We start from the raw sequence: 21,972 nt of genomic DNA on the forward strand, positions 1-21,972 counted from the left end.
GCAGCCGGTGACCGAGCACGGGACGTCACGTCGCGCGGCTGGGGGCGCGGACGGACGGCACCGGGCGGCCGCCCGCGACGGTCGGTCGCGGGCGCCTCGCCACGGCCCCCGTTACGTGTGGGCCGCCGGGGCGGTGGTCCCGCTCGCCGGCCCGCCCAAGTATCGCCGGGCGGCGGCGGAACCGGGTTGACGGTGGACGCCGGGTGGTTGACGATCCGTGCCGTTGCGGGCGGTGCGTCCGGGTAAGCGCCCCGCCGGGTGGTACGGGTCACTCCTGCGTGCGGATCAGGCCGTGGGCCGGTCGGGCCGACCCGCCTCCTGCCACCGGCCCTCCCGGAAGGCGCGCGGGCTGGTGCCGTACGCGGCGCGGAAGGCGCGGCTGAAGTGGGTCTTGTCGCGGAAGCCCCAGCGCGCGCCGATGGCCTGGACGGTCTGGTCGCGCAGGAGCGGGTCGGCGAGGTCGCGACGGCAGCGTTCGAGGCGGCGTCGGCGGATGACGCCGCTGACGGACTCGTCCTGGTCGGCGAAGAGGCGGTGCAGGGTACGCAGGGCGACGTGGTGGGCGTCGGCGACGGACTGGGGGGACAGGTCGGGGTCGCCGAGGTTGCGCTCGACGAAGTCGCGTACCTGGGTGAGCAGGGCCTGCTGGCGCATCTCGGCGGGGAGGGCGGCCTCGGCTTCGAGGTGGCGGGCGAGCAGCAGGGAGACCAGGGTGAGGGTGACGTCGGCGAGGTACGGGGCGTCGGTGGCGCGGAACTGCTCGGGATTCCGGGTGATCCGGTGCAGGTGCTGGGCGAGCAGCGCGCCGGGCCCCTGCGCGCCCGAGATCCGCACCGCCGAGAGCCGGTCGACCTTGTCGGTGTCCAGCGGCAGCAGCGCCCGGGGGATGACCACGGTGGCCGAGGCGGCGTCCTCCCGGCCGTGTTGCCGGCTGGCGTGCATGATGTCGTGTGGCCGACCCCAGTCGATGAGCGCGAAGTCACCGCTGCCCATCGCGGTGTCCCGGCGCCGGGCGCTGATCGCGCTGGTGCCTGCGACCGTCAGCGGGATCTGGTAGACCTCCGGGTCGGCCTGGCGGATCAGCCGGGGGGTCCGCCGCCCGACCAGGGACTGGTAGCGGAACCGGGTCAGCTGGATTCCGCCGCCCAGGTCGACCAGCCGGGCGCGGCCCCGGAAGTCGGCCGCGTGGTCGCTGGCGAACGCGATGGGTGCGGAGACCCGGGCCGACATGTCGACCCAGAAGGGCCACCGCTCCGCCGGCGGCAGTCTCGCCGTGTCCACCGTCTCGGCCCGTAGTGTGCCCATCACCGACCTCCCCGTGTGGTGCCCCTGCCGGGTCGACGACGCGGCAGGCCGTCACCCATCGCCGGTCGGCGCGTCCATCGCCCACGTTCCCGTCCGTGACATGACTCCATTGTCGACGCTGGGAGTGGCCGAGCCGCCACCGGAGCCCTACCACGGTTCGTTCCGGTTGCGCGCGAGTGGCCCGGTCGCCGTGCCTCGCTGCTGAACTTCAACCCCGTCGCTGGTCCGTCGGATGGTCGCGAGGAAGTGTTGTGCGGTGGTCGCCGCCGGGCAGTGCGGGAGTCGGCACACCGGGCAGCGTCCGTCCCTGCCGGGCCGGTGCTGGCGCAGGATCGTCCGGGCCGTCAGGGTGAGCCGGTTGCGGATCTGGGCCAGGGAGAGGAACGGGGCGGTCACCGGGCCGGACCGCCCAGGGCGGCCAGGCGTACCACGTCGGCCGGTGCCGGGCCGCCGCGCGCCACCTGGGCGATCACCGTACGCGCCACCGGCCGGCACCGGACCTCAGCAGGCGCGATCCGGTCCGCGTCGACCAGGGCACGGCCCGCCCGCAACAGGTCACCGACCTGCAGGTACGCCCGCGCGGCGTCGATCAGGTGCGCGGCCCGGTGCTCGACCGGCAACCGCCCCCACCCGCTGAGGCCGATCGCCTTCTCATGCCAGGCCACCGCCTCACCACCGTCACCCAACTCCACCGCCACCACCACCCGCGCCGCCTCGACCACCGCAGGCCCGAAGCTGACTCCGCCGTGATGGTCCCGGCCCTCACCGACCCGCTCGGCGACCTCGGCCGCCTGGCCGATCAGCTTCCCCACACCACACACGTCACCGCACACCGCCGCAGCGAGTGCAGCCTCCACCAGCAGCGTCCCGCACAACGACAACTCCTCCGGCGGGCCGTCGTGGGGCACGGGTGGTGAGATCCGGTGCGCGGCGGCGACCGTGGCGGCCATCGCCAGCCGGCCCCGCCCCGCCGTGCGCAGCGCCTGCCCGAGCGGGATCGCCGCGACCGCCCCCAACAGCGGATCATTGGCGGCCACCGCCAACGCCCGGTCGGCCGCCAGCCACGCCAGGTCCGCCTCGCCCAGCTTCACCAGCACCGACGCCACAATCCGGTAGACCTGCACCAGCAGGCCCACCACCTCGCCCGCCGCGCTCGCGGCGTGGGCGTGTTGGGCGTCGCTGAGCAGACCCGGCAGCATCCGCGCCAACTGCGGATAGTCCGCATGCTCGTACGTCAACCAGGCATGCTCCACCCGCCGGCCCAACTCACCGGCCGGCAGAACCGGCCGGGAATCCGGCCCGCCCAGGAGGGCGGGGTAACGCGCGAGCGCAGCCCGCACTCCGTCCACGCCCTCAACGGCGACGGTGGTCGACGACGGCCGGGCATCTCCGCCCACCAACACCGTCGGATCCACCCGAAGCGCCTCCGCGACGTCCCGGACTGCCGAAAACCGGTCCAATGTGCGGACACCGCGCTCGACCTTGTCGACCCAGCTCTTCGACTTGCCGAGCCGGTCGGCCAGCATCTGCTGCGTCAACCTGCGTCGAGTCCGCCACTGGGCCACCCGACGGCCTATCGGCAGATCATTACTGTCCACGACGCCACCGCCGATCCGGCACCGCCCGCGTGGTCTCCTCCACCGGAATCCGATCCGCCTCAGCCTGCGCCAGAATCCGCCGCCTCGCGGCCTCCCGCTCAGCCTGCTCGGCCTGCTCACCACGGCTCGACGTGGCTTCGTCATCGTTACTGGGTTCCATGCCGATCATTCCCCCTCTCTGGTAGGGCGCGGCGGCGTGCTCTTGGAAGGACCGAAGCCGCCGCGCCCAGTTCATGGGTGCCGTTGATTGGGACGCGACGCCGGGCACGACAGGGCAGGTCGGCCCCACACCCACAGATCCGCCGCCACCTCCGCCAAGACCACACCGGCCGATGCCTTCGGGCCAGCGCCAGCGCGGCGGAGACCAGATACTCCTCGAACGAGACACGCCGCACTGGCCCTCCCCTGTCGGGGATGAGGCACTTCGCCTCATCCCCGGGAACTGAGAGAGATGCGGCGACCATGCCAGACTCCACACCGCCCACCGCATCCCGTGAGGGGAAACCTACGGAGCGTTGCGGCGCGGAATGGGTAAGGTTCGTACCCCTAGATCAGGAGACGAGGCCGACCTTCAGCGCGAGATCCCGCACGCCACTGCGCGCGGACCGGGGCCCGTCAAGTAGATCCAGGGTGATCTGACGGGCGTAGCCGTTGAAGCGAATCGTCTCCGGCGCCGAGTCATACGCCTGCCGAAGAGATGCCACCGTGGACTCGGTGTCGCCCTTGCCGAAGTGACCGCGAGCCACCTCGATCAGGTGCCGGGCACGTCGCGGCCTCGATGGAATGGCAGCCGGGTCGAGGCGACCAGCCTGCCGCACCGCCTCACCGGGCTTCTGCAACTCGACGGCAAGGGTCACCGCATGGGCGGCCATAATGACCCGCGAGAACGACGTCTGTGGCTGATAGAAGCCCTGCGGCAGCCGCTGCGCCACCCGGTCCGCGCGGTCCCAGTACCGCCAGGCCCGGCCCTCCTCCCCCGCCCGAGCGGCGACGTAGGCAGCCTCGAAGTTCAGGGCACCCCACAGGGCGAGCAGGTTCGCGTTCGCGTCGGCCGTTCGCGCTTCAAGCGCCGAGATGAGATCGAGCGTCACCGTTGTGGCGGTGTCCCAGTCCCCGGAGTCCCGGTGGACCTGACACAAGAACCAGCCCGCGCGAGCCAGCGCCTCCGGATCACCGGACTCCTGCGCCGCCATCATCGACCGGTCGGCGACGCGCCAGATCAACTCGGCGGTAGGCTGGTAGGCAAGGTACATCTGAGCCAGCCCAAGCACCTCGGCCAGTAGCGCATGTGCCCGACGACGGTCGTCTCCCCTGTACATCAGCGTGGCGCGCTGAGCATCCCGGACCAGGTCCGGCAGCACAGCTCCCAACACCGTCCGGTGGTCCGACGACTCATGGCGTGCCCGCCAGGCTGCGGCAAGACGCCCCTTGATCTGCTCCAACGGCTGAGCGGTCGCATCACCGGGCAACACGAAACGGTTGACGGCGTCGCGGACCGAGGCGAGCGCAGGATGCTCCGGCCCGTTGACGACGGCGGACCGATCGCTCAACTCCCCGACCAGGGCGGAAACATCGACCTTGAGCGCACGAGCAATACGATCCAGCATGTGGACACGCGGCGGCAGAATACGATCGGTCTCCACCGCCTTCACCCACTCGGCACTACGGCCCACCAGCCCGCCCAGCACCGCCCGGGTCTTGCCCGAACGCTCACGGTAGAGCTTCAACCGCTGCCCGAAAGTCAGCCCCGGCATGGAGTCCATCCCGACCTCCTCCTAGCACCACGCGCCGCCGGCCCCCGGGCCGCCGCCGATCCCACGGTACTCACGAGCCTCGAAACTCGTAACCCTCCACGCCGCCGACCAGCGGAGGTCAGCCTCGATCGCCCGACACAGGCGCAAGCATCCACTCCACGCAGCACCGGGAGCCGCAGCGGCTCGTGTTTTCGGCTATCCGTTCGTGGGCTCACATTGGCATTTCGGGACGTTCCCCGGGACGCCTGAAGTTGACACCACCGCCCTGGTCCGGCCTGCCGAGCCGGTGGGCATCCGGGCCGGACGGCTTCACCGCCGAGCTACTGGTCGTGGACCACTTCGCTACGTGCAGCTCGCCGCGCCGGGCGAGCTGCTGACCGCGTGGCCGGCCCGGGTGCAATTGGCCGGCAGTGGCGGCCCACCTTCGGCGACGCCTCGCCCGGCGAGATGGTGGTCCACGTGGACTCCGCTTGCCTGGTCGCGACGGCAGTGAACGGCGGCCGGGCCGTCAACGTGCTCCTGGTCGAGCCGGGCGACATGGTGGCCGTCGTACGGGTGGCCGGCGGACCCGGAGGATGCGCAGACGGCGACGCGCTGCCGGCGGCGTGCGGCGGCCCAACCCGGCCGCCCCCGATCCGGGGACGGCCGGCGTGACGCTCGGGATCAGTCGTTGAGAACCTGGGAGAGCCGGTCGCGGAACCGCCGCTCGGAGTCGCTCACCTGGTCGCCGCCGAGGCCGAGGATGCCGCCGCTGGACGCCGCACCCACCACATTCTCGGCGACCTTCGTGAGCCAGTGCTTGTAGGCGCCGGCCTCGCCCTCGTCGACCTTTGCGGCCAGCAACCGGGCCGCCGTGGCCGCCCGGTTCAGCACGTCCTCGATCATCGCCCGCGGGTCGGCCGGCACGATCACCGGCAGCTCCTCGCCGGCCTCCGGGTCGCCCACCCGGGACACGATCTCGCCGGCCACGGCGGCGACCAGGGGACTGGCCGACTCCCGGCCGGTGGCGATGGTCTCCAGGCCTGCGGCGTTCTCGGCCATGGTGCGACGGGCGCTGTCGTGCTCGGCGACGCTCGCCGCGGTGAGCACCGCCTGCGGCAGGCCGACCAGCAGCCCCCACTCCTCGTCGGAGAAACCGAACCCGGTGTACGCCGGCTGCTCGATCACGTCCGCGCTCCTCTCATCCTGGTCTCACTCGGCTCGATTGCCACCGCACCCCGGTCGCCGGGGCCCGGCTCAGGCTAGTCGAGGGTCAACAGACCCTGTTCGGACACCACGCGCACCGACAGCGTCTTGTAGCCGACCTCGTCGAAGAGCACCGTCATCCGGTCGTCCTCGTAACTGAGCACCATGCCCGGGCCCCACTCCGGGTGCCGCACCTGGCTGTGCACCGGGAACGGCCCGCTGGCGCCGTCGTCGGCGACGCTCGTGCCGGCGAGGCAGTTGTCGCAGTGCCCGCACACCTTCGTCATCTGCTCGCCGAAGTACGCCAGCAGCGCCTGTCCCCGGCAGCCGGTGGTCTCGGCGAAGGCCCGCATCATGTCGGTCCGGGACCGGCTCACGGTCTGCTGGCGTTCCGCCTCGGCCCGCGCGGCCTCGCCGGCCTCGGCCGGCGTGGGGGAGTATCGGGGCACGCCGATCCGCTGCTTCGACCGCGGTTCGGCGGCGCCGATCTGCTCCAGCAGGGCGAGGTACTGCCCGAGCTTGCGCGGCCCCAGGCCGGTCAGCTCCCGCAGCTCCTTCTTCGTGGCCGGCTTCTTGCGCAGCAGGGCGGCTAGGTCGCGCAGCTCGGTGGCGTCCGGCAGGCCGCCGGTGAAGAAGCGTTGCAGGCCGACGTCCTCGGCCTGCCAGAGCAGCACCACCCGGGCCGGCTCCCCGTCGCGTCCGGCCCGGCCGATCTCCTGGAAGTAGCTGTCCGGCGAGTCGGGCAGGGCCATGTGCGCCACCCAGGCGATGTTGGGCTTGTCGATCCCCATGCCGAACGCGGAGGTGGCCACCATGATCGGCACCTGGTCGGCGAGGAACGCCGTGTGCAGCTCGCCGCGCGCCGCGGCGGGCATGCCGCCGTGGTAGTACTGCGACGGGTAGCCGGCGTCGGTGAGTCGGCCGGCCAGCTCCTCGGCCGCGCGCCGGGTCGGCACGTAGATGATCCCGGGCCGCCTGTCCTCGCGCAGCAGCGCGAGCAGCCGCCGCCACCGGTAGTCCTCGGTGGGGCAGTGCGCCACCTCGAGGAAGAGGTTCGGCCGGTCTAGCCCGGAGACCACCACCTCGGCGTCACGCAGCCGCAGCCGGGCGATGATGTCGTCGCGGACCGGCGGCGACGCGGTGGCGGTCAGTGCGACCACCGGGGGGCGGCCGATGCCCTCGATGAGGTGCCCGAGCGCCAGGTAGTCGGGGCGGAAGTCGTGCCCCCACGCCGAGATGCAGTGCGCCTCGTCGATGGCGACGAGGGCCGGCTTGAGCGACTTCACCTCCGCCATCCGGTCCGGGTTGGCGAGCTGTTCCGGGGTGATGAACAGGAACTCCGCCCGGCCCTCGCGGATCTCGGTGATGGCCTCCGCCTGCTGGGCGGCGGTCTCGTCCGAGCTGATCCGCACCGCCCGCAGCTCCGGTCGTCGGCGCTCGTTGAGCGCCGCGATCTGGTCCTGCTGGAGGGCGAGCAGCGGGGAGATCACCACGGTCGGGCCGGGGATCAGGCTGGCCGGGATCTGGTAGATCGCCGACTTGCCGGCACCGGTGGGCAGCACCACCAGGGCGTCGCGTCGTTTCATCACCGCGCGCATGGCGGCGAGCTGGTTGGGCCGCAGGGCGGTCCAACCGAACAGGCTGCGCGCCGCGCGGCGCAGCGTCATCGAGTGCGTGGACAGTTTCATCGAGGGCCGGAGGTACCCGTCGCGATCAGCGGCGAAACCCCACGGCGGGAGCGCGCCGGCCCGCCGCTTCCCGGCCCGTCCGGGGTCGTCGTTCATCGCGGCCGGGCTGCTCGCGCCGGTGCCGGTCGGACAGCCCCGGCGTGGTGCGGGGCCGGCGATCGTGGGGGTCAGCGCCGGCGGAACATCGCCCGGATGGCGGCGAGCAGGAGCAGGCCGCCGACGACCAGGCCGAGCAGCCGAACACCGGGTACGTCGGCCGCGCTGGTCGCGTCGGCGAGGGGCGGCAGTGGCATGTGGGAACTCTCCCACGTCGGGCCGCGCCGCGCCACGGACTAACAGTAAGGTTTATTGACTATTAGCGGACCCGGTGTGACCATGGCAAGCACCGCCGCGGCCCGCGGCCGGGTCCGAAACGGGAAAGACGGGGGTACGGCAGCCGCATGAGCAGCACACCGACGGGAAAACTGGCGAGCCTGGCGGCCGCCGTCCTGCAACCGGGATTCGTCGGCACCACCCCACCGCCCTGGGTCCGCCGGTGGCTCGGCGAAGGGCTCGGCTCGGTGGTCCTCTTCGCCCGCAACATCGTCGACCTCGACCAGGTCGCCGCGCTCACCGCGGCCCTGCGCGCGGAGCGGCCCGACGTGGTGGTCGGCATCGACGAGGAGGCCGGCGACGTCACCCGGATCGAGTCCGGGCAGGGCAGCTCCCGCCCCGGCAACTTCGCCCTCGGCGCGGTCGACGACCCGGAGCTGACCCACGAGGTGGCCCGCGACCTCGGCCGCGAGCTGGCCTCGGCCGGCGTCACCCTCAACTACGCCCCGGACGCCGACGTCAACTCCAACCCGGCCAACCCGGTCATCGGGGTCCGTGCCTTCGGGGCCGATCCGGCCCTGGTCGCCCGGCACACCTCCGCCTGGGTCCGGGGGTTGCAGTCCAGCGGGGTGGCCGCCTGCGCCAAGCACTTCCCCGGCCACGGCGACACCCGCGTCGACTCGCACCACGACCTGCCCCGCATCGGGGGCACCCGGCAACAGCTCGACGCCGCCGAGCTGGTCCCGTTCCGAGCCGCCGTGGCGGCCGGGGTGCAGGCGGTGATGACCGGCCACCTGCTCGTCCCGGCGCTGGACCCGGAGCTGCCGGCCACGCTCAGCCCGCGCATCCTCGGCGGCCTGCTCCGCGACGAGCTCGGCTTCACCGGCGTGGTGGTCACCGACGCGGTGGAGATGAGAGCGGTCGCCGACCGGTACGGCTTCGCCGGGTCGGCCGTGCGCGCCCTCGCCGCCGGCGCGGACGCGATCTGCGTCGGCGGGGAGCGGGCCGACGAGGACTCCGCCCGCGAGCTGCGCGACGCCATCGTCGCCGCCGTCGTGGCCGGCGAGCTGCCCGAGGAGCGGCTGGCCGAGGCGGCCCAGCGGGTCGGCCGGCTGGCGAGCTGGACGACGGCGGCCCAGGCCGCCGTCCCGGCCCGCCCCGGCGTCGCGGTCGACGGCTCCCTGGTCGGGCTGGCCGCCGCCCGCCGGGCGGTCCGGGTGACCGCGCGCACCGGCGCCGAGGCGGCGCTGCCCCTGGTCACCGCCCCGCACGTGGTCGAGTTCGAGCCGCCGCGCAACATGGCGATCGGCCAGGAGACCCCGTGGGGGGTCGCCGCCCCCCTCGCCGGCCTGCTCACCGGCACCACCTCGGTACGCCTCGGCGAGGCCGACCTGCCCGCCGACCCGACCGCCGGGGCGGCCGGCCGCCCGCTGGTGCTGGTCGTCCGCGACCTGCACCGGCACGACTGGATGCGCACCGCCGTGCGGCGGGCCATCGCCGCCCGCCCCGACGCGGTGGTGGTCGAACTGGGCGTGCCCGCACTGGTCGCCGGGGTGGTGCACGTGGCCACCCACGGCGCCACCCGGGCAGCCGCCCGCGCCGCCGCCGAACTGCTCGCCGGCACCCTCGCCCCGCCGCTGGCCGGCCTCGGCAAGCCCGTCGCCGGCTGACGGCCCGTTGCCCGGTCGCCCGTTGCCCGGTCGCCCGTTGCCCGGTCGCCCGTCGGCCGGTCGCCCGTCGGCCGGTGCTCGTCGGCTGGTGCTCGTCGGCTGGTGGGTGGCCCGTCCGCCCGGCGGCCGGCGGGCAATGCGCCGTGAGGCCGGTCGGGCGGGCGTGCCCGCCGGTTCAGGCGGAGATGACCAGGTCCGCGTACTCCGGGTGGCGCTCGATGAACGCGGCCATGAACGGGCACCTGGGCACCACCCGTCCGCCGCGCTCGCGGACCTGGTCCAGGGTGGCCCGCATCAGCGCGGATCCGACCCCCATGTTCTGGAACCCTGGGTCGACCTCGGTGTGGGTGAAGACCAACGCCTCGCCCCGGGGCAGGTACGCGGTGAACCCGGCCAGCGCGTTGTCGACCAGGATCTCGAAGCGACGGCGGGCGGGGTTGTCCTCGACCAGGAAGCTCACCCGGCCATTCTGCCCCGGGCCCCGGGGCAACTCGTCCGGATCGGCCGGCAACCGGCCCACCTCGTCGGCCGGCAACCGGGGTGCGAAGGGCGTTGAGCAGGGGCGGTTGCGTGCGGGCGGGCGTTCGCGCGGGTCTCGTACCCTTGATCGGGTGACGAACCGACCCGGTACCTCCCCGTCCACCCCCATCCGCCGGGCCGTCGGCCTGCTGGCCGGCCTGGCGCTCGGCGTCACCCTGCTGGCCGGCTGCAGCAGCGAGGGCGCCTCCACAGACTGTGGCCTGGACGCCTGCACGGTCACCTTCGACCGTGGCGTCGAGGCCAGCGCCACCATCCTCGGCGTCGAGGCCAAGCTGGTCGGCGCCCAGGGCGACCAGGTGACCGTCGAGGTGGCCGGCGAGCAGCTGTCGCTGACCGTCGGCCAGCAGGCCACCGAGGTCGGCGGCTTCGCCGTCACGCTGGACAGCGTCACCGACCAGGAGGTCAAGATCCGCGTTTCGCGCAATCCCAGCAGCTAGCGTCGCCGCGGCGGCGGTGGCCGACGTTTGGGGATCTCCGCAATCGGAGATTGTGGCGCCATGTCACTCACCCGGAACGCTGAAGCCACCGCCTCGCAGGCCGCGAACAGCCGGTGGCTCGAACTACTCGCCCGGGCCGGCTTCATCGGCTACGGCGTCGTGCACCTGCTGATCGCCTGGCTCGCCCTGCAGATCGCCTTCGGCGGCTCGGGCGGCAAGAGCGGCGACCAGGGCGGTGCGCTGAGCACCCTGGCCGAGAAGCCGATGGGCAAGTTCCTCTGCGTCGCGATCGCCGTCGGCATGCTCGCCATGGCGATCTGGCAGGCCCTGGAGGCGGCCGTCGGCCACCAGGCCGAGCGCGACAAGGAGCGGATCTTCGAGCGCATCGCCTCGGTCGCCCGCACCCTGGTCTACCTCTACTTCGCCTGGACCGCCTGGAAGGTCTTCTCCGACGCCGGCTCCAGCAACGCCGACCAGTCGGAGGCGCTGACCGGCAAGCTGATGACCTCCACCGGCGGCCGCTGGCTGGTCGGGCTGGCCGGGCTGGTGCTCGCCGCCATCGGCATCGGCCTGGTGATCTACGGGTGGAAGAAGAAGTTCGAGAAGCGCCTGAAGACCGGCGAGATGAACGCCCACACCCGCACCCTGGCCCGCCGGCTCGGCATGGCCGGCTACATCGCCAAGGGCGTCGCGTACGGGATCGCCGGCCTGCTGGTCGTGTTGGCCGCCGTCAACTACGACCCGGAGAAGGCCCGGGGCCTCGACGCCGCGCTGCGCACGCTGCGCGACCAGTCGTACGGCCCCGTGTTGCTCGTCCTGGTCGCCCTCGGGATCGCCTGCTACGGCGTCTACTGCTTCCTCCAGTCCCGGTACCGCAAGGTCTGATCTGGTCGGATCGGGAAACAGCGGGCACCATTGGGCCTTTGCCCGGATCCCGGGTGCCCGCTGGAGGGAGAGAGATACCTGTGCAGAGCTACCTCACGACGATCGTCGCCGCGCTCGCCGCGGCGGCGATCGCCCTTTTCCTGGTCGAGGTGGTGCACCGCGCGACCCAGCGGCTCGGCCGGCGCTCGCTGCTGATGACCGAGCTGACCGATCACACGCACCGCTCGTTCCAGGTCGCCGCGACCGTCCTCGCCGTGCAGTTCGCCGTCCGGCTCTCCACCGGCTACGCCGTCGGCACGCAGTGGCGGCAGGTGGTGCTGCACCTGCTGGTGCTCGCCGTCATCGCCGCCGCGGCCTGGCTGGTCGCCTCGCTGCTGGTGGCGGCCGAGGACGTGGCGCTGGCCCGGTTCCGGGTCGACGTGCCGAACAACCGGCACGCCCGCCGGGTGCGTACCCAGGTGGTGATGCTTCGCCGGCTCACCATCGCGGTGATCGTGATCCTGACCGTCGGCGTGATGCTGATGACCTTCCCCGCCGTCCGGGGCGTCGGGGCCGGCGTGCTGACCTCCGCCGGCGTGGCCGGCGTGGTCGCCGCGTTGGCCGCGCAGAGCCTGCTCGGGAACGTCTTCGCCGGGCTCCAGCTCGCCTTCAGCGACGCGGTGCGTCTGGACGACGTGGTGGTCGTCGAGGGGGAGTGGGGCCGGATCGAGGAGCTGACCCTCAGCTACGTGGTCGTGCAGATCTGGGACGACCGCCGGCTGATCCTGCCCACCTCGTACTTCACCAGCAAGCCTTTCCAGAACTGGACCCGGACCGAGGCGGCGGTGCTGGGCACCGCCGAGTTCGACGTCGACTGGTCGGTCAACGTGCAGGCGATGCGCGAGGAGCTGCGCCGGCTGGCGGAGAGCAGCGACCTGTGGGACGGCCGGGTCTGCGTACTCCAGGTGACCGACGCCACCGGCGGCCTGGTCAAGGTCCGTGCCCTGGTCAGCGCGGCGGACGCCGGCAGCCTGTGGGACCTGCGCTGCCTGGTGCGCGAGCACCTGGTCGGTTGGGTCCGTGACCACCGCCCGACCGCCCTGCCCCGGATGCGCGCAGAGGTCGGCGACTCCTCCGGTGCACTGCCCTGGCAGTCGGTGCAGCCCCGGCGCCCGGTGCGCCGGCCGGCCGACACCGACGTCCCCGACGACGCCCGCGTCTTCGGCGGCAGCGACGACGGCGCGGCCCGCAGCGAAGCCTTCATCGGCCCCGACGACACCCTCACCCTCACCCCAACCCACCCCGCCCCCCGCTGAATGCGGCGATCAAGAGGGTTTGCGTCGCTCGGATCGCAGATCCCGACGCAAACCCTCTTGATCATCCGGGCCGGGCGTGGCCGGGTGGGGGGTTTGGGTGGGGGTTTTTCGGGGACTGGTGCGCGGGCGGTCAGTGTTTCTGGCTGCACCGCGCAGGATTGACGGGCGGCTACTCCGGGCATACAGCGCGGTGATGGTGAAAGGAGGACAGCATGGCTGACGTCGCGAATCACCGCACGTCTCGGACCGGGAGCGAGCCGTCTACCGCGGAACTGGTGCAGCGGGCCACGGAGCAGGTCTCGCGCCTCGTCCGGGACGAGCTCGCGCTGGCCCGGGCGGAACTGACCCAGAAGGGCAAGCACGCCGGCATCGGGATCGGCCTGTTCGGCGGCGGTGGGGCCCTGGCGCTCTACGGGCTCGGCGCCCTGGTCGCCGCCGTGATCCTGCTGCTGGCGCTGGTCATGCCCGCGTGGCTGGGCGCGCTGATTGTGGCGGTGGCGCTCTTCCTGGTGGCGGGGATCCTTGCCCTGATCGGCAAGAAGCAGGTCAGCCAGGCGGTCCCGCCCGTTCCGGTGGCGACGGTACGGAGCGTCCGGGCGGACGTGGACACCGTCACCGCCGCGGTGAGGGACAGGGGACGGGCATGACGGGCAACGGGGCCGGCGACACCGAGGCGCTCCGCGAGGAGATCCGGCGGACCAGGGTGGAGCTGGGCGAGACGATGGAGGCGCTGGCCGCCAAGGCCGACGTCAAGGCCCGTCTGAGGTCCTCCGCCGAGCAGGCGAAGGGCCGGATGCGGGAGCAGGCCGCGCAGACGGTGGCCCGGGTGCGGGAGCAGGCGGCGCAGGGCGCCGGGGTGGCCCGGGAGGGGGCGTCCACCGCCGGTGCGGGGCTGCGCGGCCCGGTGCCGTGGGCGGCCGTCGCCGCCGGCGCGGTGGCTACGATGATCGTGTTGTTGATCGTTCAGGGGAGGCGCAGGTGAGCAGGGGCATCGGCAAGGCCGCGTACAAGCCGGTCGGGGTGCTGCTCGGCGTCGCCGCCGGCACGGTCGCGGGCGCGATCTTCCGGCAGGTCTGGAAGGCGACCGCCGGCGACGGCGAGGCCCCGAGCGCCACCGACGAGGACCGTGGCTGGGGCGAGATCCTGGCCGCTGCGGCCCTCCAGGGCGCGATTTTCGCGGTGGTCCGGGCGGCCGTGGACCGGGGCGGGGCGGCCGGCGTGCGCCGGCTGACCGGCCGCTGGCCCGACTGACCGTCCGCACCATGCGAAAGGGCCCTTTCCGGTACGCGGGAAAGGGCCCTTTCGCTCGGCGGCGCGGCCCATCCGGACCGGAATTCGAGCGCCCTTCGGGTCACCTCTCAGAGGATCTTTTCGGGTACGCTGTGCAGAGTTTTCGCTACGTGGTTTGCTGGCCCACGCTGTTGCGAGATGGCGTGGGTTGAGAGAAAGTCTCCTGCACAGGGGGCCGCCTCAGGCGCCGCTGCTCGAAAACGGCCAAACGGCCGCACGGCGTGCTCGGCCGCCAGTTTTAGAAGGAGATTCACATGGCGCAGGGAACCGTGAAGTGGTTCAACGCAGACAAGGGCTTCGGCTTCATCACCGTCGACGGCGGGGGTGCTGACGTCTTCGTCCACTTCTCGGCGATCCAGTCCAGCGGCTACCGTTCGCTGGAGGAGAACCAGCGGGTGGAGTTCGAGATCGCCCAGGGTCAGAAGGGCCCGCAGGCTGAGCAGGTCCGCCCGATCTGAGCAGCCGTGGCCGGCGTGCCGGCCGAGGCCGGGTGATCCGCCCGGATCACAGTGAAACCCCGCGTCCTTGTTCGGGATGCGGGGTTTTCCGTTGCCCGGCCAGGACGTCAGGGTCGGCGGCGGCTGCGCAGGCCGCGCCAGATCGTCACGAGTCCGATCAGGACCAGCAGCGGGCCGGTCAGCGCCCAGATCCACTGGTCGGTCATGATGCTGCCGCCGACGTAGCCGAGGCCCTGCACCGTCCAGACGGCGCCCATGACCATGGCGAGCAGGCCGAGGGTGAGCGGGAGCCACCCCTTCATCGCGTTCCTCCTTCGCCGAGCGGCCGGGCCCGTCCAGCATGCGTGTCGACCACCCCGACGTGCCGCCCGAGTCGGGGGAGGGTGCGCTGCTGCATGCCCCGAGCCTAGTGATCGGCTTGCCCGGTCGTCCGGCGGGCCGCACGGCGCAACAAGACGGGCGTACGGTTTGGGAGGCGGCGATGTGGGACCCGGCGGCGTACCTGCGCTACGACGACGAGCGGGGGCGGCCCTTCCACGACCTGGCCGCCCGGGTCCCGGCCGGGCGCCCCCGGGTCGTCGTCGACCTCGGCTGCGGCCCCGGCACGCTCACCGCCAACCTAACCGCCCGCTGGCCGGGCGCCCGGATCAACGGCCTCGACTCGTCGGCCGAGATGATCGACCGGGCCACCGCCCTGGGCCCACCGGTCGACTTCGCGGTCGGCTGCGCCGCGCTGCTGACCGGTGCCGGCTGCGCGGTCGACGCCTGGGAGACTACCTACGTGCACCTGCTGCCGGCCCTCGCCGACGCCGACCACCCGGTTCTGACCCGGATGGAGGGCACCGCGCTGCGCCCCGCCCGGGCGGCGCTGGACGACGCGCGGTGGGCCGACTTCCGCACCGGGCCGGGGGCGCGCCTCGCGGCGGCGTACCCGGTCCGGAGTGGCCTGGTGTCCTTCCCGTTCCGCCGGGTCTTCATCGTCGCCCGAACCGGCGCCCGCGCAGAGGAGAACTCGTGATCGATCTGTCCACCTTCATCGCCGGACTGCCCAAGGTGGAGCTGCACGTGCACCACGTCGGCTCGGCGTCGCCGCGGATCGTGGCCGAGCTGGCCGCCCGGCACGCCGGCCGCAGCCCGGTGCCGGCGGACCCGGACGCCCTCGCCGACTACTTCGCGTTCCGGGACTTCGCCCACTTCATCGAGGTCTACCTCAGCGTCGTGGACCTGATCCGTGACCCCGAGGACGTCTGGATCCTCACCCACGAGGTCGCCCGCGAGCTGGCCCGCCAGCAGGTCCGGTACGCCGAACTGACCGTCACCCCGTACTCGCACGTGAGCCGGGGCATCCCCGCGCCCGCGTTCTGCGAGGCGATCGAGGACGCCCGCAAGCGGGCCGAGGCCGACTTCGGTATCGCGCTGCGCTGGTGCTTCGACATCCCCGGCGAGGCGGGGCTGCCGGCAGCCGAGGAGACCCTGCGGATCTGCCTGGAGGAACGCCCCGACGGGCTGATCAGCTTCGGCCTGGGCGGCCCCGAGATCGGGGTGCCCCGACCGCAGTTCAAGCCGTACTTCGACCGGGCCCGGGCGGCCGGGCTGCGCTCGGTCCCGCACGCCGGGGAGACAACCGGCCCGCAGACCGTCTGGGACGCGCTGCGCGACCTCGGCGCGGAGCGGATCGGCCACGGCATCTCCGCCGCCGAGGATCCGGAGCTGCTCGCCCACCTCGCGGAGCGGCAGATCGCCCTGGAGGTCTGCCCGACCTCCAACCTGCGCACCCGGGCGGTCGCCTCCCTCGACGAACACCCGCTGCCCCGGCTCGTCGAGGCGGGCGTGCTGGTCACCATCAACTCCGACGACCCGCCGATGTTCGGCACCACCCTCGACGACGAGTACGCGGTGGCCGCCCGGCTGCTCGGGATCGGCCCCGAGGGAGTGGCCGCGCTGGCCAACGCCGCGGTGACCGCCGCGTTCCTGGAACCGGGGGAGAAGTCGCGGCTCACCGCCGAGATCGACGGCTACCTGGCTGCGGCGACCCGCTGACCCACCGCCGCCTGCCGGTGGGAGCCGGTTGTGGTGTCGGCGCGCGCGGCGGGAGCCGGTTGTGGGGAAACCGGGCTCCCGCCGCGTGCACGGACTCCACCGGCCAGGGGGTGGATCCGGGAGCGGCCGGTGGAACTGGTGGGTTCGCTCCTCGATCCTGTCAGGCCGCGCCCGGCCCACCGGTGCCGTTAATCCGAATCTAAGAAAGACTTGCGTCTGCCCACAGGCGGGAAGGCGGTCAGCCGTCCGTGGGGCGCTGCCGGGGCCAGCGGCGGCCCCCGCTCTTCTGCTCCCGCGCCTCCCTGGCCATCCGGCCGACCAGGCCGAACCGGCTGACCTGCCTCGGGGTGGCCTCCGGGTCGGCCAGCAGCATCACCACGCTGGCCCCGCCGAGCCGGGCCCGGTCGATGCTCACCGACCCGTTGGCCTGCAAGGCCACCCGCTTGGCGATGTCCAGGCCCAGCCCCGTGGAGCCCTGGTCGCTGGCCCCCCGGCGCAGCGCCCGGTCCGGGTCGGCGATACCCGGGCCGGCGTCGTCGATGCGGATCGCCACGTACCCGTCCCGGCGGGAGACCGCGAGCTCGAACGCGGTGCCCTGCGGGGTGTAGCGGAACACGTTGCCGATCACCGCGTCGAGGGCGGCGGCCAGCTCGGCCCGGGGCACGGGCGCCGGGATGCGCAGCTGCGCCCCGCTGACCCGGTGTGGCCGGTTCTGGTCCCCCGCGAGGGCCGACCAGAACACCATCCGGTCCCGGACCAGCTCGCTGACGTCACACATCGCCGGGCCGGCCTCGTGGGCGACCGTCTTGCGGGTCGTCTTGATCAGCACGTCGATCTCGCCCTCAAGGGTCACGATGGCCTGCCGGATCCGCCGGATGGTGCGCCGCCGGTCCAGCTCCGCCTCCGTGAACGAGCCCACGCTGGTGTCGTCGGAGTCCAGCCCCTCGGCGTCCAGCCGCAGCACCGTCAGTGGCGTACGCAGCCGGTGCGACAGGTCCGCCACCAGTTCCCGCTCGGCGGTGTGCGCCGCCGCCATCCGGTCGGCCATCCGGTTGAACGCGTAGCCGGCCTCGGCCAGCTCGCGCGGGCCGCTCGGCTCGACGCGTACCCCGAGGTCGCCGTCGCCCACCGCGAGAGCGGCCTTCACCAGCCCCCGGGTCGAGTCGACCGCGCGGGCGGCGACCCGGTCCACCACCAGCACGGCTGCCCCGGCCAGGGCCACCGCCACCGCGGCCAGCAGCAGCCAGCGGCCCCCGGAACCCTCGTCGAGCGCGGAGTCCGGCACGAAGACCTCGACCACGGCCACCGTGTCGCCGAGCACCACCGGATCCAGCCGCAGCGCCCCGCCGGGCACGTCGACGACCATCGAGCGCCGGCCCTCGGTGGCCCTGGCCAGCGCCGCCGCGTCGGCCCGGCCGGCCGGCGCGGCACCGCCCAGCCCGTGCACCACCGGCCGGGTCGCCGGGTCCGCGCCGCTGGCCTCCACCGCGCGGCGCACCACCGCCGGCTCGGTGCTGACCGCGAGCGCGCCGGTGACCAGCGCGCCGCGCCGGGCGGCGTCGGCGAGGGCCTCCTGACGGGTCTGCTCGCTCAGGCTGATGCCGAGGGGGACCAGGAACGCCAGCGCGACGAGCGCGCACATGCCGGCCGTGAGCCAGGCCAGCGCGACCCTCAGTCCGGGGCCACCAACCGGAAGCCGACCCCCCGCACGGTGCGCAGGTAGCGCGGCTTCGCCGCGGACTCGCCCATTTTGCGGCGCAGCCAGTACAGGTGAACGTCGATGGTCTGGTCCTCGCCGACCGACGGCTGGCGCCATACCTCCTCCAAGAGTTCCCGGCGGGAAACCACCCGCCCCGGTCGGGCGGCGAGATACGCCAGCAGGTCGAATTCCTTGCGGGTCAGCACGAGCGCCATCCCGTCGAGCTGGGCGCTGCGCTCGCCGACGTCCACCCGCAGGCCGCCGACGGTGTGCACGGCCGGCTGCACCGTCCGGCTGGCCCGGCCGGCCCGGCGCAGCACCGTGGTGATCCGGGCGTCCAGGTGCGCGCCGGTGAACGGCTTGACCATGTAGTCGTCCGCGCCCGCCCGCAGCAGGCGCACCACCGACTGCTCGTCGTCGCGGGCGGTGGCGATGATGATCGGCACGTCGGTGATGCCGCGCAGCATCCGCAGCGCGTCCGAGCCGTCCAGGTCCGGCAGGCCGAGGTCGAGCACCACCAGGTCGGGGGTCTCCGCGGCCACCCGGCGCAGCGCGTCCAGCGCCGTTCCGACGGCGTGCACGGCGTGCCCCCGGTCGGCGAGGGACCGCAGCATAGCGCCGCGTACGACGTGGTCGTCTTCGACCAGGAGCACCGTGGCCACGTCAGCACCGTACTCGGCAGGGCAAGCTGACACGTTGCGGCGCACCCGCGAACCGGGCAAGCTGGTACGACCATGTCCTTCACGCTCTTCCCGGACACCCGACTGGCGCTCGCCCGGGACAGCCTCGCCGGGCTCTCCGTCGGCGACGCCCTCGGCTCCCAGTTCTTCGTGCCGGGGCACCGGCCCGCTGACCTCGCCGCCGGCCGGCTCCCCGCGCCGCCCTGGCAGTGGACCGACGACACCGAGATGGCGTGCTCCGTGCTGGCCGAACTGGCCGGCGCCGGGGAGGTCGACCGGGACCGGCTGGCGCTGGCGTTCGCGCACCGGTGCGAGCCGTACCGCGGCTACGGCCCCGGGGCGGTGACCATCCTGCGCCTGATCCGCACCGGCACGCCGTGGCCCGTCGCCGCGGCCTCCGCGTTCGACGGGCAGGGCTCGTGCGGCAACGGCGCGGCGATGCGGGTCGGGCCGCTCGGGGCGTGGTTCGCCGACTCGACGCGGCGGGCGGCGGCCCAGGCCCGGGCGTCCGCCGAGGTCACCCACGCCCACCCGGAGGGGATCGCCGGCGCGGTGGCGGTGGCGGTGGCCGCCGCCCTGGCCGCCCGGGCCCGCCTCGACGGGGACCGCCCGCCGCCGTCGCGGCTGCTCGCCGCGGTGGCCGCCGCCCTCGATCCGGGCGGTCAGGTGCACCAGGGGGTCCTCCGGGCCGCCGGCCTGCTGGGCCGCCCGGTGGCGGTCGCGGCCGACGCGCTCGGCAACGGCTCCCGGGTGACGGCGCAGGACACCGTCCCGTTCACGCTCTGGGTCGCCGCCACGCGCCTCGACGACTACCCGGCCGCGGTCCGGGCGTGCGTCGAGGCGGGCGGGGACGTGGACACCACGGCGGCGATCGCCGGCGCGGTGGTGGCCGCCCACACCGGCGTCGGCTCGCCGGGCGGGGTGCCCGCCGACTGGCTCGCCGCCCGCGAGCCGCTGCCCGACTGGGCGGGCTGACCCCCCCGCGCCTTCACCGAATGCGACAAGAAGGGGCCCCTCGCTGCCCGCTAGCATCAGCGGGGGCGGTCGTTCGGCCGCGTCCGTCGTCAGCTGAAGGAGTCACCGTGTCCGCACCCCGTACCCCCGTCGTGGCCGACCCCGTCGTCGTCGCCGCCGGGACGACGGCGGCCGACGCGGTGGCCGCGGCCGGCCTGCCGGCCAGCGGCCCCAAGGCGGTCGTCGTGGTCCGCGACCCGCAGGGCCAGCTCCGCGACCTGGACTGGTCGCCGGCCGAGGACGTCACCGTCGAGCCGGTCGCCCTCGACTCGCCGGACGGGCTGAACGTGCTGCGCCACTCGACCGCGCACGTGCTCGCCCAGGCCGTGCAGGACCTCTTCCCCGAGGCGAAGCTCGGCATCGGCCCGCCGATCGAGAACGGCTTCTACTACGACTTCGCCGTGGCCACGCCGTTCCAGCCCGACGACCTGGCGAAGCTCGAGAAGCGGATGCAGGAGATCGTCAAGTCCGGGCAGCGGTTCCGGCGGCGGCGCTTCGACAGCCTGGACGAGGCGAAGGCCGAGCTGGCCGCCGAGCCGTTCAAGCTGGAGCTGATCGAGGTCAAGGGCGAGGGGCTGGACTCGGCCGAGGTGATGGAGGTGGGCGCCGGCGAGCTGACCATCTACGACAACCTCGCCGCCAAGGAGGACAAGGTCTGCTGGTCGGACCTGTGCCGGGGCCCGCACCTGCCCAACACCCGGCTGATCGGGGCGTTCAAGCTGATGCGCTCGGCCGCCGCGTACTGGCGGGGATCGGAGAAGAACCCGCAGCTCCAGCGGGTGTACGGCACCGCGTGGCCGACCCGCGACGAGCTGAAGGCGTACCTGAAGCTGTTGGAGGAGGCCGCCCGGCGCGACCACCGCAAGCTCGGCGCGGACCTGGACCTGTTCAGCTTCCCCGACGAGATCGGCTCCGGCCTGGCGGTCTTCCACCCCAAGGGCGGCATCATCCGCCGGGAGATGGAGAACTACTCGCGCCGCCGGCACGAGGACGCGGGGTACGAGTTCGTCAACACCCCGCACATCACCAAGGCGCAGCTCTTCGAGACCTCCGGCCACCTGCCGTACTACGCCGACACCATGTTCCCGCCCATGCAGTTCGAGGGCGTGGACTACATGCTCAAGGCGATGAACTGCCCGATGCACAACCTGATCTTCAGGTCGCGCGGGCGGTCCTACCGGGAGCTGCCGCTGCGGCTGTTCGAGTTCGGCACGGTGTACCGGTACGAGAAGTCCGGCGTGGTGCACGGCCTGACCCGGGTGCGGGGGCTGACCCAGGACGACTCGCACATCTACTGCACCCGGGAGCAGATGCCCGGCGAGCTCTCCGACCTGCTCACCTTCGTGCTGGACCTGCTGCGCGACTACGGCCTGGACGACTTCTACCTGGAGCTCTCCACCCGGGACGACTCGCCGAAGTTCATCGGCGACGACGCCGACTGGGAGGAGGCGACCGAGGCGCTGCGCAGCACCGCCGAGGCGTCCGGGCTGGAGCTGGTGCCCGACCCGGGCGGCGCGGCCTTCTACGGCCCGAAGATCTCGGTGCAGGCCCGGGACGCGATCGGCCGGACCTGGCAGATGTCGACGATCCAGCTCGATCTCAACCAGCCGGCCCGGTTCGGGCTGGAGTACCAGGCCGCCGACGGCACCCGTAAGCAGCCGGTCATGATCCACCGGGCGCTCTTCGGCTCGATCGAGCGGTTCTTCGGGGTGCTCACCGAGCACTACGCCGGGGCGTTCCCGGCGTGGCTGGCCCCGGTGCAGGTGGTGGGCATCCCGATCCGCGAGGACCACACCGACTACCTGCACGGGTTCGTCGCGGCGCTGCGCGCCGAGGGCATCCGCGCCCAGGTGGACGCGGGCGACGACCGGATGCAGAAGAAGATCCGCACCGCGCAGCAGCAGAAGATCCCGTTCATGGTGATCGCCGGCGACGACGACGTGGCCGCCGGGACCGTGTCGTTCCGGTACCGGGACGGCTCGCAGCGCAACGGGGTGCCGATCGCCGACGCGGTGACCCACGTGCTCGACGTGGTCACCTCCCGCAGCAACACCGGGCCCTCCGCAGCCGAGGGCTGACCGGCCCGGCGCACGGCACGGCGGGGCGTCCCTGAGCCGGGACG

The 21,972-nt window shown here is 73.3% G+C and carries 25 protein-coding genes; 13 read left to right on the forward strand and 12 right to left on the reverse strand.

From position 1 onward, the window contains the following. Positions 1-285 precede the first annotated feature (285 nt). The 5 genes from GVV04_RS25680 to GVV04_RS25695 form a co-directional block, all read right to left on the reverse strand. Entirely contained in the window at positions 286-1,305 is a 1,020-nt protein-coding gene (locus GVV04_RS25680) for an AraC-like ligand-binding domain-containing protein (protein WP_161691311.1), read from the reverse strand. A gap of 147 nt (positions 1,306-1,452) precedes the next feature. Then, on the reverse strand, positions 1,453-1,701 hold the full coding sequence (locus tag GVV04_RS25685) for a hypothetical protein (RefSeq protein WP_161691313.1): 249 nt from the start codon (positions 1,699-1,701) through the stop codon (positions 1,453-1,455). Further along, positions 1,698-2,843 (reverse strand): helix-turn-helix domain-containing protein, encoded by a 1,146-nt coding sequence (locus tag GVV04_RS25690; protein WP_235966999.1) that lies wholly within the window; start codon positions 2,841-2,843, stop codon positions 1,698-1,700. The genes GVV04_RS25685 and GVV04_RS25690 overlap by 4 nt, the downstream gene beginning before the upstream one ends. 49 nt (positions 2,844-2,892) lie before the next feature. Further along, positions 2,893-3,072 carry a hypothetical protein gene (locus tag GVV04_RS33495; RefSeq protein ID WP_235967000.1) on the reverse strand — a complete coding sequence of 60 codons (180 nt, stop codon included), beginning with the start codon at positions 3,070-3,072 and terminating at the stop codon, positions 2,893-2,895. 382 nt (positions 3,073-3,454) lie between these two features. Further along, on the reverse strand, positions 3,455-4,666 hold the full coding sequence (locus GVV04_RS25695) for a helix-turn-helix domain-containing protein (RefSeq protein WP_161691317.1): 1,212 nt from the start codon (positions 4,664-4,666) through the stop codon (positions 3,455-3,457). Between the two features lie 372 nt (positions 4,667-5,038). On the opposite strand from GVV04_RS25695, the gene GVV04_RS34570 reads away from it, so the two are divergent. Continuing rightward, a complete protein-coding gene (locus GVV04_RS34570; RefSeq protein WP_161691319.1) occupies positions 5,039-5,311 on the forward strand; it encodes an SAM hydroxide adenosyltransferase in 273 nt (90 codons plus the stop codon). 9 nt (positions 5,312-5,320) lie between these two features. Here GVV04_RS34570 and GVV04_RS25705 read toward each other — a convergent pair whose 3' ends face one another. The 3 genes from GVV04_RS25705 to GVV04_RS34125 all read right to left on the reverse strand — a co-directional run bounded on the left by GVV04_RS25705 (position 5,321) and on the right by GVV04_RS34125 (position 7,823). Then, positions 5,321-5,824 carry a hypothetical protein gene (locus GVV04_RS25705; RefSeq protein WP_161691321.1) on the reverse strand — a complete coding sequence of 168 codons (504 nt, stop codon included), beginning with the start codon at positions 5,822-5,824 and terminating at the stop codon, positions 5,321-5,323. A 74-nt stretch (positions 5,825-5,898) separates the two neighbouring features. Beyond that, positions 5,899-7,530, reverse strand: coding sequence for a RecQ family ATP-dependent DNA helicase (locus tag GVV04_RS25710; protein WP_161691592.1), 1,632 nt, complete (start codon positions 7,528-7,530; stop codon positions 5,899-5,901). A gap of 167 nt (positions 7,531-7,697) precedes the next feature. Next, positions 7,698-7,823 (reverse strand): hypothetical protein, encoded by a 126-nt coding sequence (locus tag GVV04_RS34125; RefSeq protein WP_256371533.1) that lies wholly within the window; start codon positions 7,821-7,823, stop codon positions 7,698-7,700. A 147-nt stretch (positions 7,824-7,970) separates the two neighbouring features. Between GVV04_RS34125 and GVV04_RS25715 the strand changes: the two genes are divergently transcribed. Beyond that, a complete protein-coding gene (locus GVV04_RS25715; RefSeq protein ID WP_161691323.1) occupies positions 7,971-9,512 on the forward strand; it encodes a glycoside hydrolase family 3 protein in 1,542 nt (513 codons plus the stop codon). A 175-nt stretch (positions 9,513-9,687) separates the two neighbouring features. Here the strand turns inward: GVV04_RS25715 and GVV04_RS25720 are convergent, their stop codons facing one another. After that, complete coding sequence (locus tag GVV04_RS25720; protein WP_161691325.1) at positions 9,688-9,972, reverse strand: GNAT family N-acetyltransferase; 285 nt, start codon at positions 9,970-9,972, stop codon at positions 9,688-9,690. Between the two features lie 151 nt (positions 9,973-10,123). On the opposite strand from GVV04_RS25720, the gene GVV04_RS25725 reads away from it, so the two are divergent. From GVV04_RS25725 to GVV04_RS25755, 7 genes are all read left to right on the forward strand, one after another. After that, on the forward strand, positions 10,124-10,489 hold the full coding sequence (locus GVV04_RS25725; RefSeq protein WP_161691327.1) for a hypothetical protein: 366 nt from the start codon (positions 10,124-10,126) through the stop codon (positions 10,487-10,489). Between the two features lie 60 nt (positions 10,490-10,549). Next, on the forward strand, positions 10,550-11,374 hold the full coding sequence (locus tag GVV04_RS25730) for a DUF1206 domain-containing protein (RefSeq protein WP_161691329.1): 825 nt from the start codon (positions 10,550-10,552) through the stop codon (positions 11,372-11,374). 80 nt (positions 11,375-11,454) lie between these two features. Then, a complete protein-coding gene (locus tag GVV04_RS25735; protein ID WP_161691331.1) occupies positions 11,455-12,669 on the forward strand; it encodes a mechanosensitive ion channel family protein in 1,215 nt (404 codons plus the stop codon). Positions 12,670-12,881: 212 nt separating this feature from the next. Beyond that, complete coding sequence (locus GVV04_RS25740) at positions 12,882-13,316, forward strand: phage holin family protein (protein WP_161691332.1); 435 nt, start codon at positions 12,882-12,884, stop codon at positions 13,314-13,316. Further along, complete coding sequence (locus GVV04_RS25745; RefSeq protein ID WP_161691334.1) at positions 13,313-13,651, forward strand: DUF3618 domain-containing protein; 339 nt, start codon at positions 13,313-13,315, stop codon at positions 13,649-13,651. The genes GVV04_RS25740 and GVV04_RS25745 overlap by 4 nt, the downstream gene beginning before the upstream one ends. After that, positions 13,648-13,920 carry a DUF4235 domain-containing protein gene (locus GVV04_RS25750; protein ID WP_161691336.1) on the forward strand — a complete coding sequence of 91 codons (273 nt, stop codon included), beginning with the start codon at positions 13,648-13,650 and terminating at the stop codon, positions 13,918-13,920. The genes GVV04_RS25745 and GVV04_RS25750 overlap by 4 nt, the downstream gene beginning before the upstream one ends. Before the next feature lie 293 nt (positions 13,921-14,213). Further along, positions 14,214-14,417 carry a cold-shock protein gene (locus tag GVV04_RS25755; RefSeq protein WP_088962828.1) on the forward strand — a complete coding sequence of 68 codons (204 nt, stop codon included), beginning with the start codon at positions 14,214-14,216 and terminating at the stop codon, positions 14,415-14,417. Positions 14,418-14,524: 107 nt separating this feature from the next. Here the strand turns inward: GVV04_RS25755 and GVV04_RS25760 are convergent, their stop codons facing one another. Beyond that, positions 14,525-14,719 (reverse strand): hypothetical protein, encoded by a 195-nt coding sequence (locus GVV04_RS25760; RefSeq protein WP_161691338.1) that lies wholly within the window; start codon positions 14,717-14,719, stop codon positions 14,525-14,527. Between the two features lie 179 nt (positions 14,720-14,898). On the opposite strand from GVV04_RS25760, the gene GVV04_RS25765 reads away from it, so the two are divergent. Further along, a complete protein-coding gene (locus GVV04_RS25765; RefSeq protein WP_161691340.1) occupies positions 14,899-15,435 on the forward strand; it encodes a methyltransferase domain-containing protein in 537 nt (178 codons plus the stop codon). After that, positions 15,432-16,457, forward strand: a complete 1,026-nt coding sequence (locus tag GVV04_RS25770; protein ID WP_161691342.1) for an adenosine deaminase — start codon at positions 15,432-15,434, stop codon at positions 16,455-16,457. The genes GVV04_RS25765 and GVV04_RS25770 overlap by 4 nt, the downstream gene beginning before the upstream one ends. A gap of 238 nt (positions 16,458-16,695) precedes the next feature. Here the strand turns inward: GVV04_RS25770 and GVV04_RS25775 are convergent, their stop codons facing one another. Both GVV04_RS25775 and GVV04_RS25780 read right to left on the reverse strand, forming a co-directional pair. Next, positions 16,696-18,099 carry a HAMP domain-containing sensor histidine kinase gene (locus tag GVV04_RS25775; RefSeq protein WP_201754131.1) on the reverse strand — a complete coding sequence of 468 codons (1,404 nt, stop codon included), beginning with the start codon at positions 18,097-18,099 and terminating at the stop codon, positions 16,696-16,698. Between the two features lie 29 nt (positions 18,100-18,128). Further along, on the reverse strand, positions 18,129-18,818 hold the full coding sequence (locus tag GVV04_RS25780; protein ID WP_161691344.1) for a response regulator transcription factor: 690 nt from the start codon (positions 18,816-18,818) through the stop codon (positions 18,129-18,131). A gap of 72 nt (positions 18,819-18,890) precedes the next feature. Between GVV04_RS25780 and GVV04_RS25785 the strand changes: the two genes are divergently transcribed. Both GVV04_RS25785 and thrS read left to right on the forward strand, forming a co-directional pair. Next, on the forward strand, positions 18,891-19,811 hold the full coding sequence (locus GVV04_RS25785) for an ADP-ribosylglycohydrolase family protein (RefSeq protein ID WP_161691346.1): 921 nt from the start codon (positions 18,891-18,893) through the stop codon (positions 19,809-19,811). 107 nt (positions 19,812-19,918) lie between these two features. After that, a complete protein-coding gene (thrS, locus tag GVV04_RS25790; RefSeq protein WP_161691348.1) occupies positions 19,919-21,928 on the forward strand; it encodes a threonine--tRNA ligase in 2,010 nt (669 codons plus the stop codon). The last annotated feature ends 44 nt before the right edge of the window (positions 21,929-21,972 follow it).

The organism is Micromonospora rubida (assembly GCF_009908295.1).
In the GTDB taxonomy this organism is placed as follows: Bacteria; Actinomycetota; Actinomycetes; order Mycobacteriales; family Micromonosporaceae; genus Micromonospora; species Micromonospora rubida.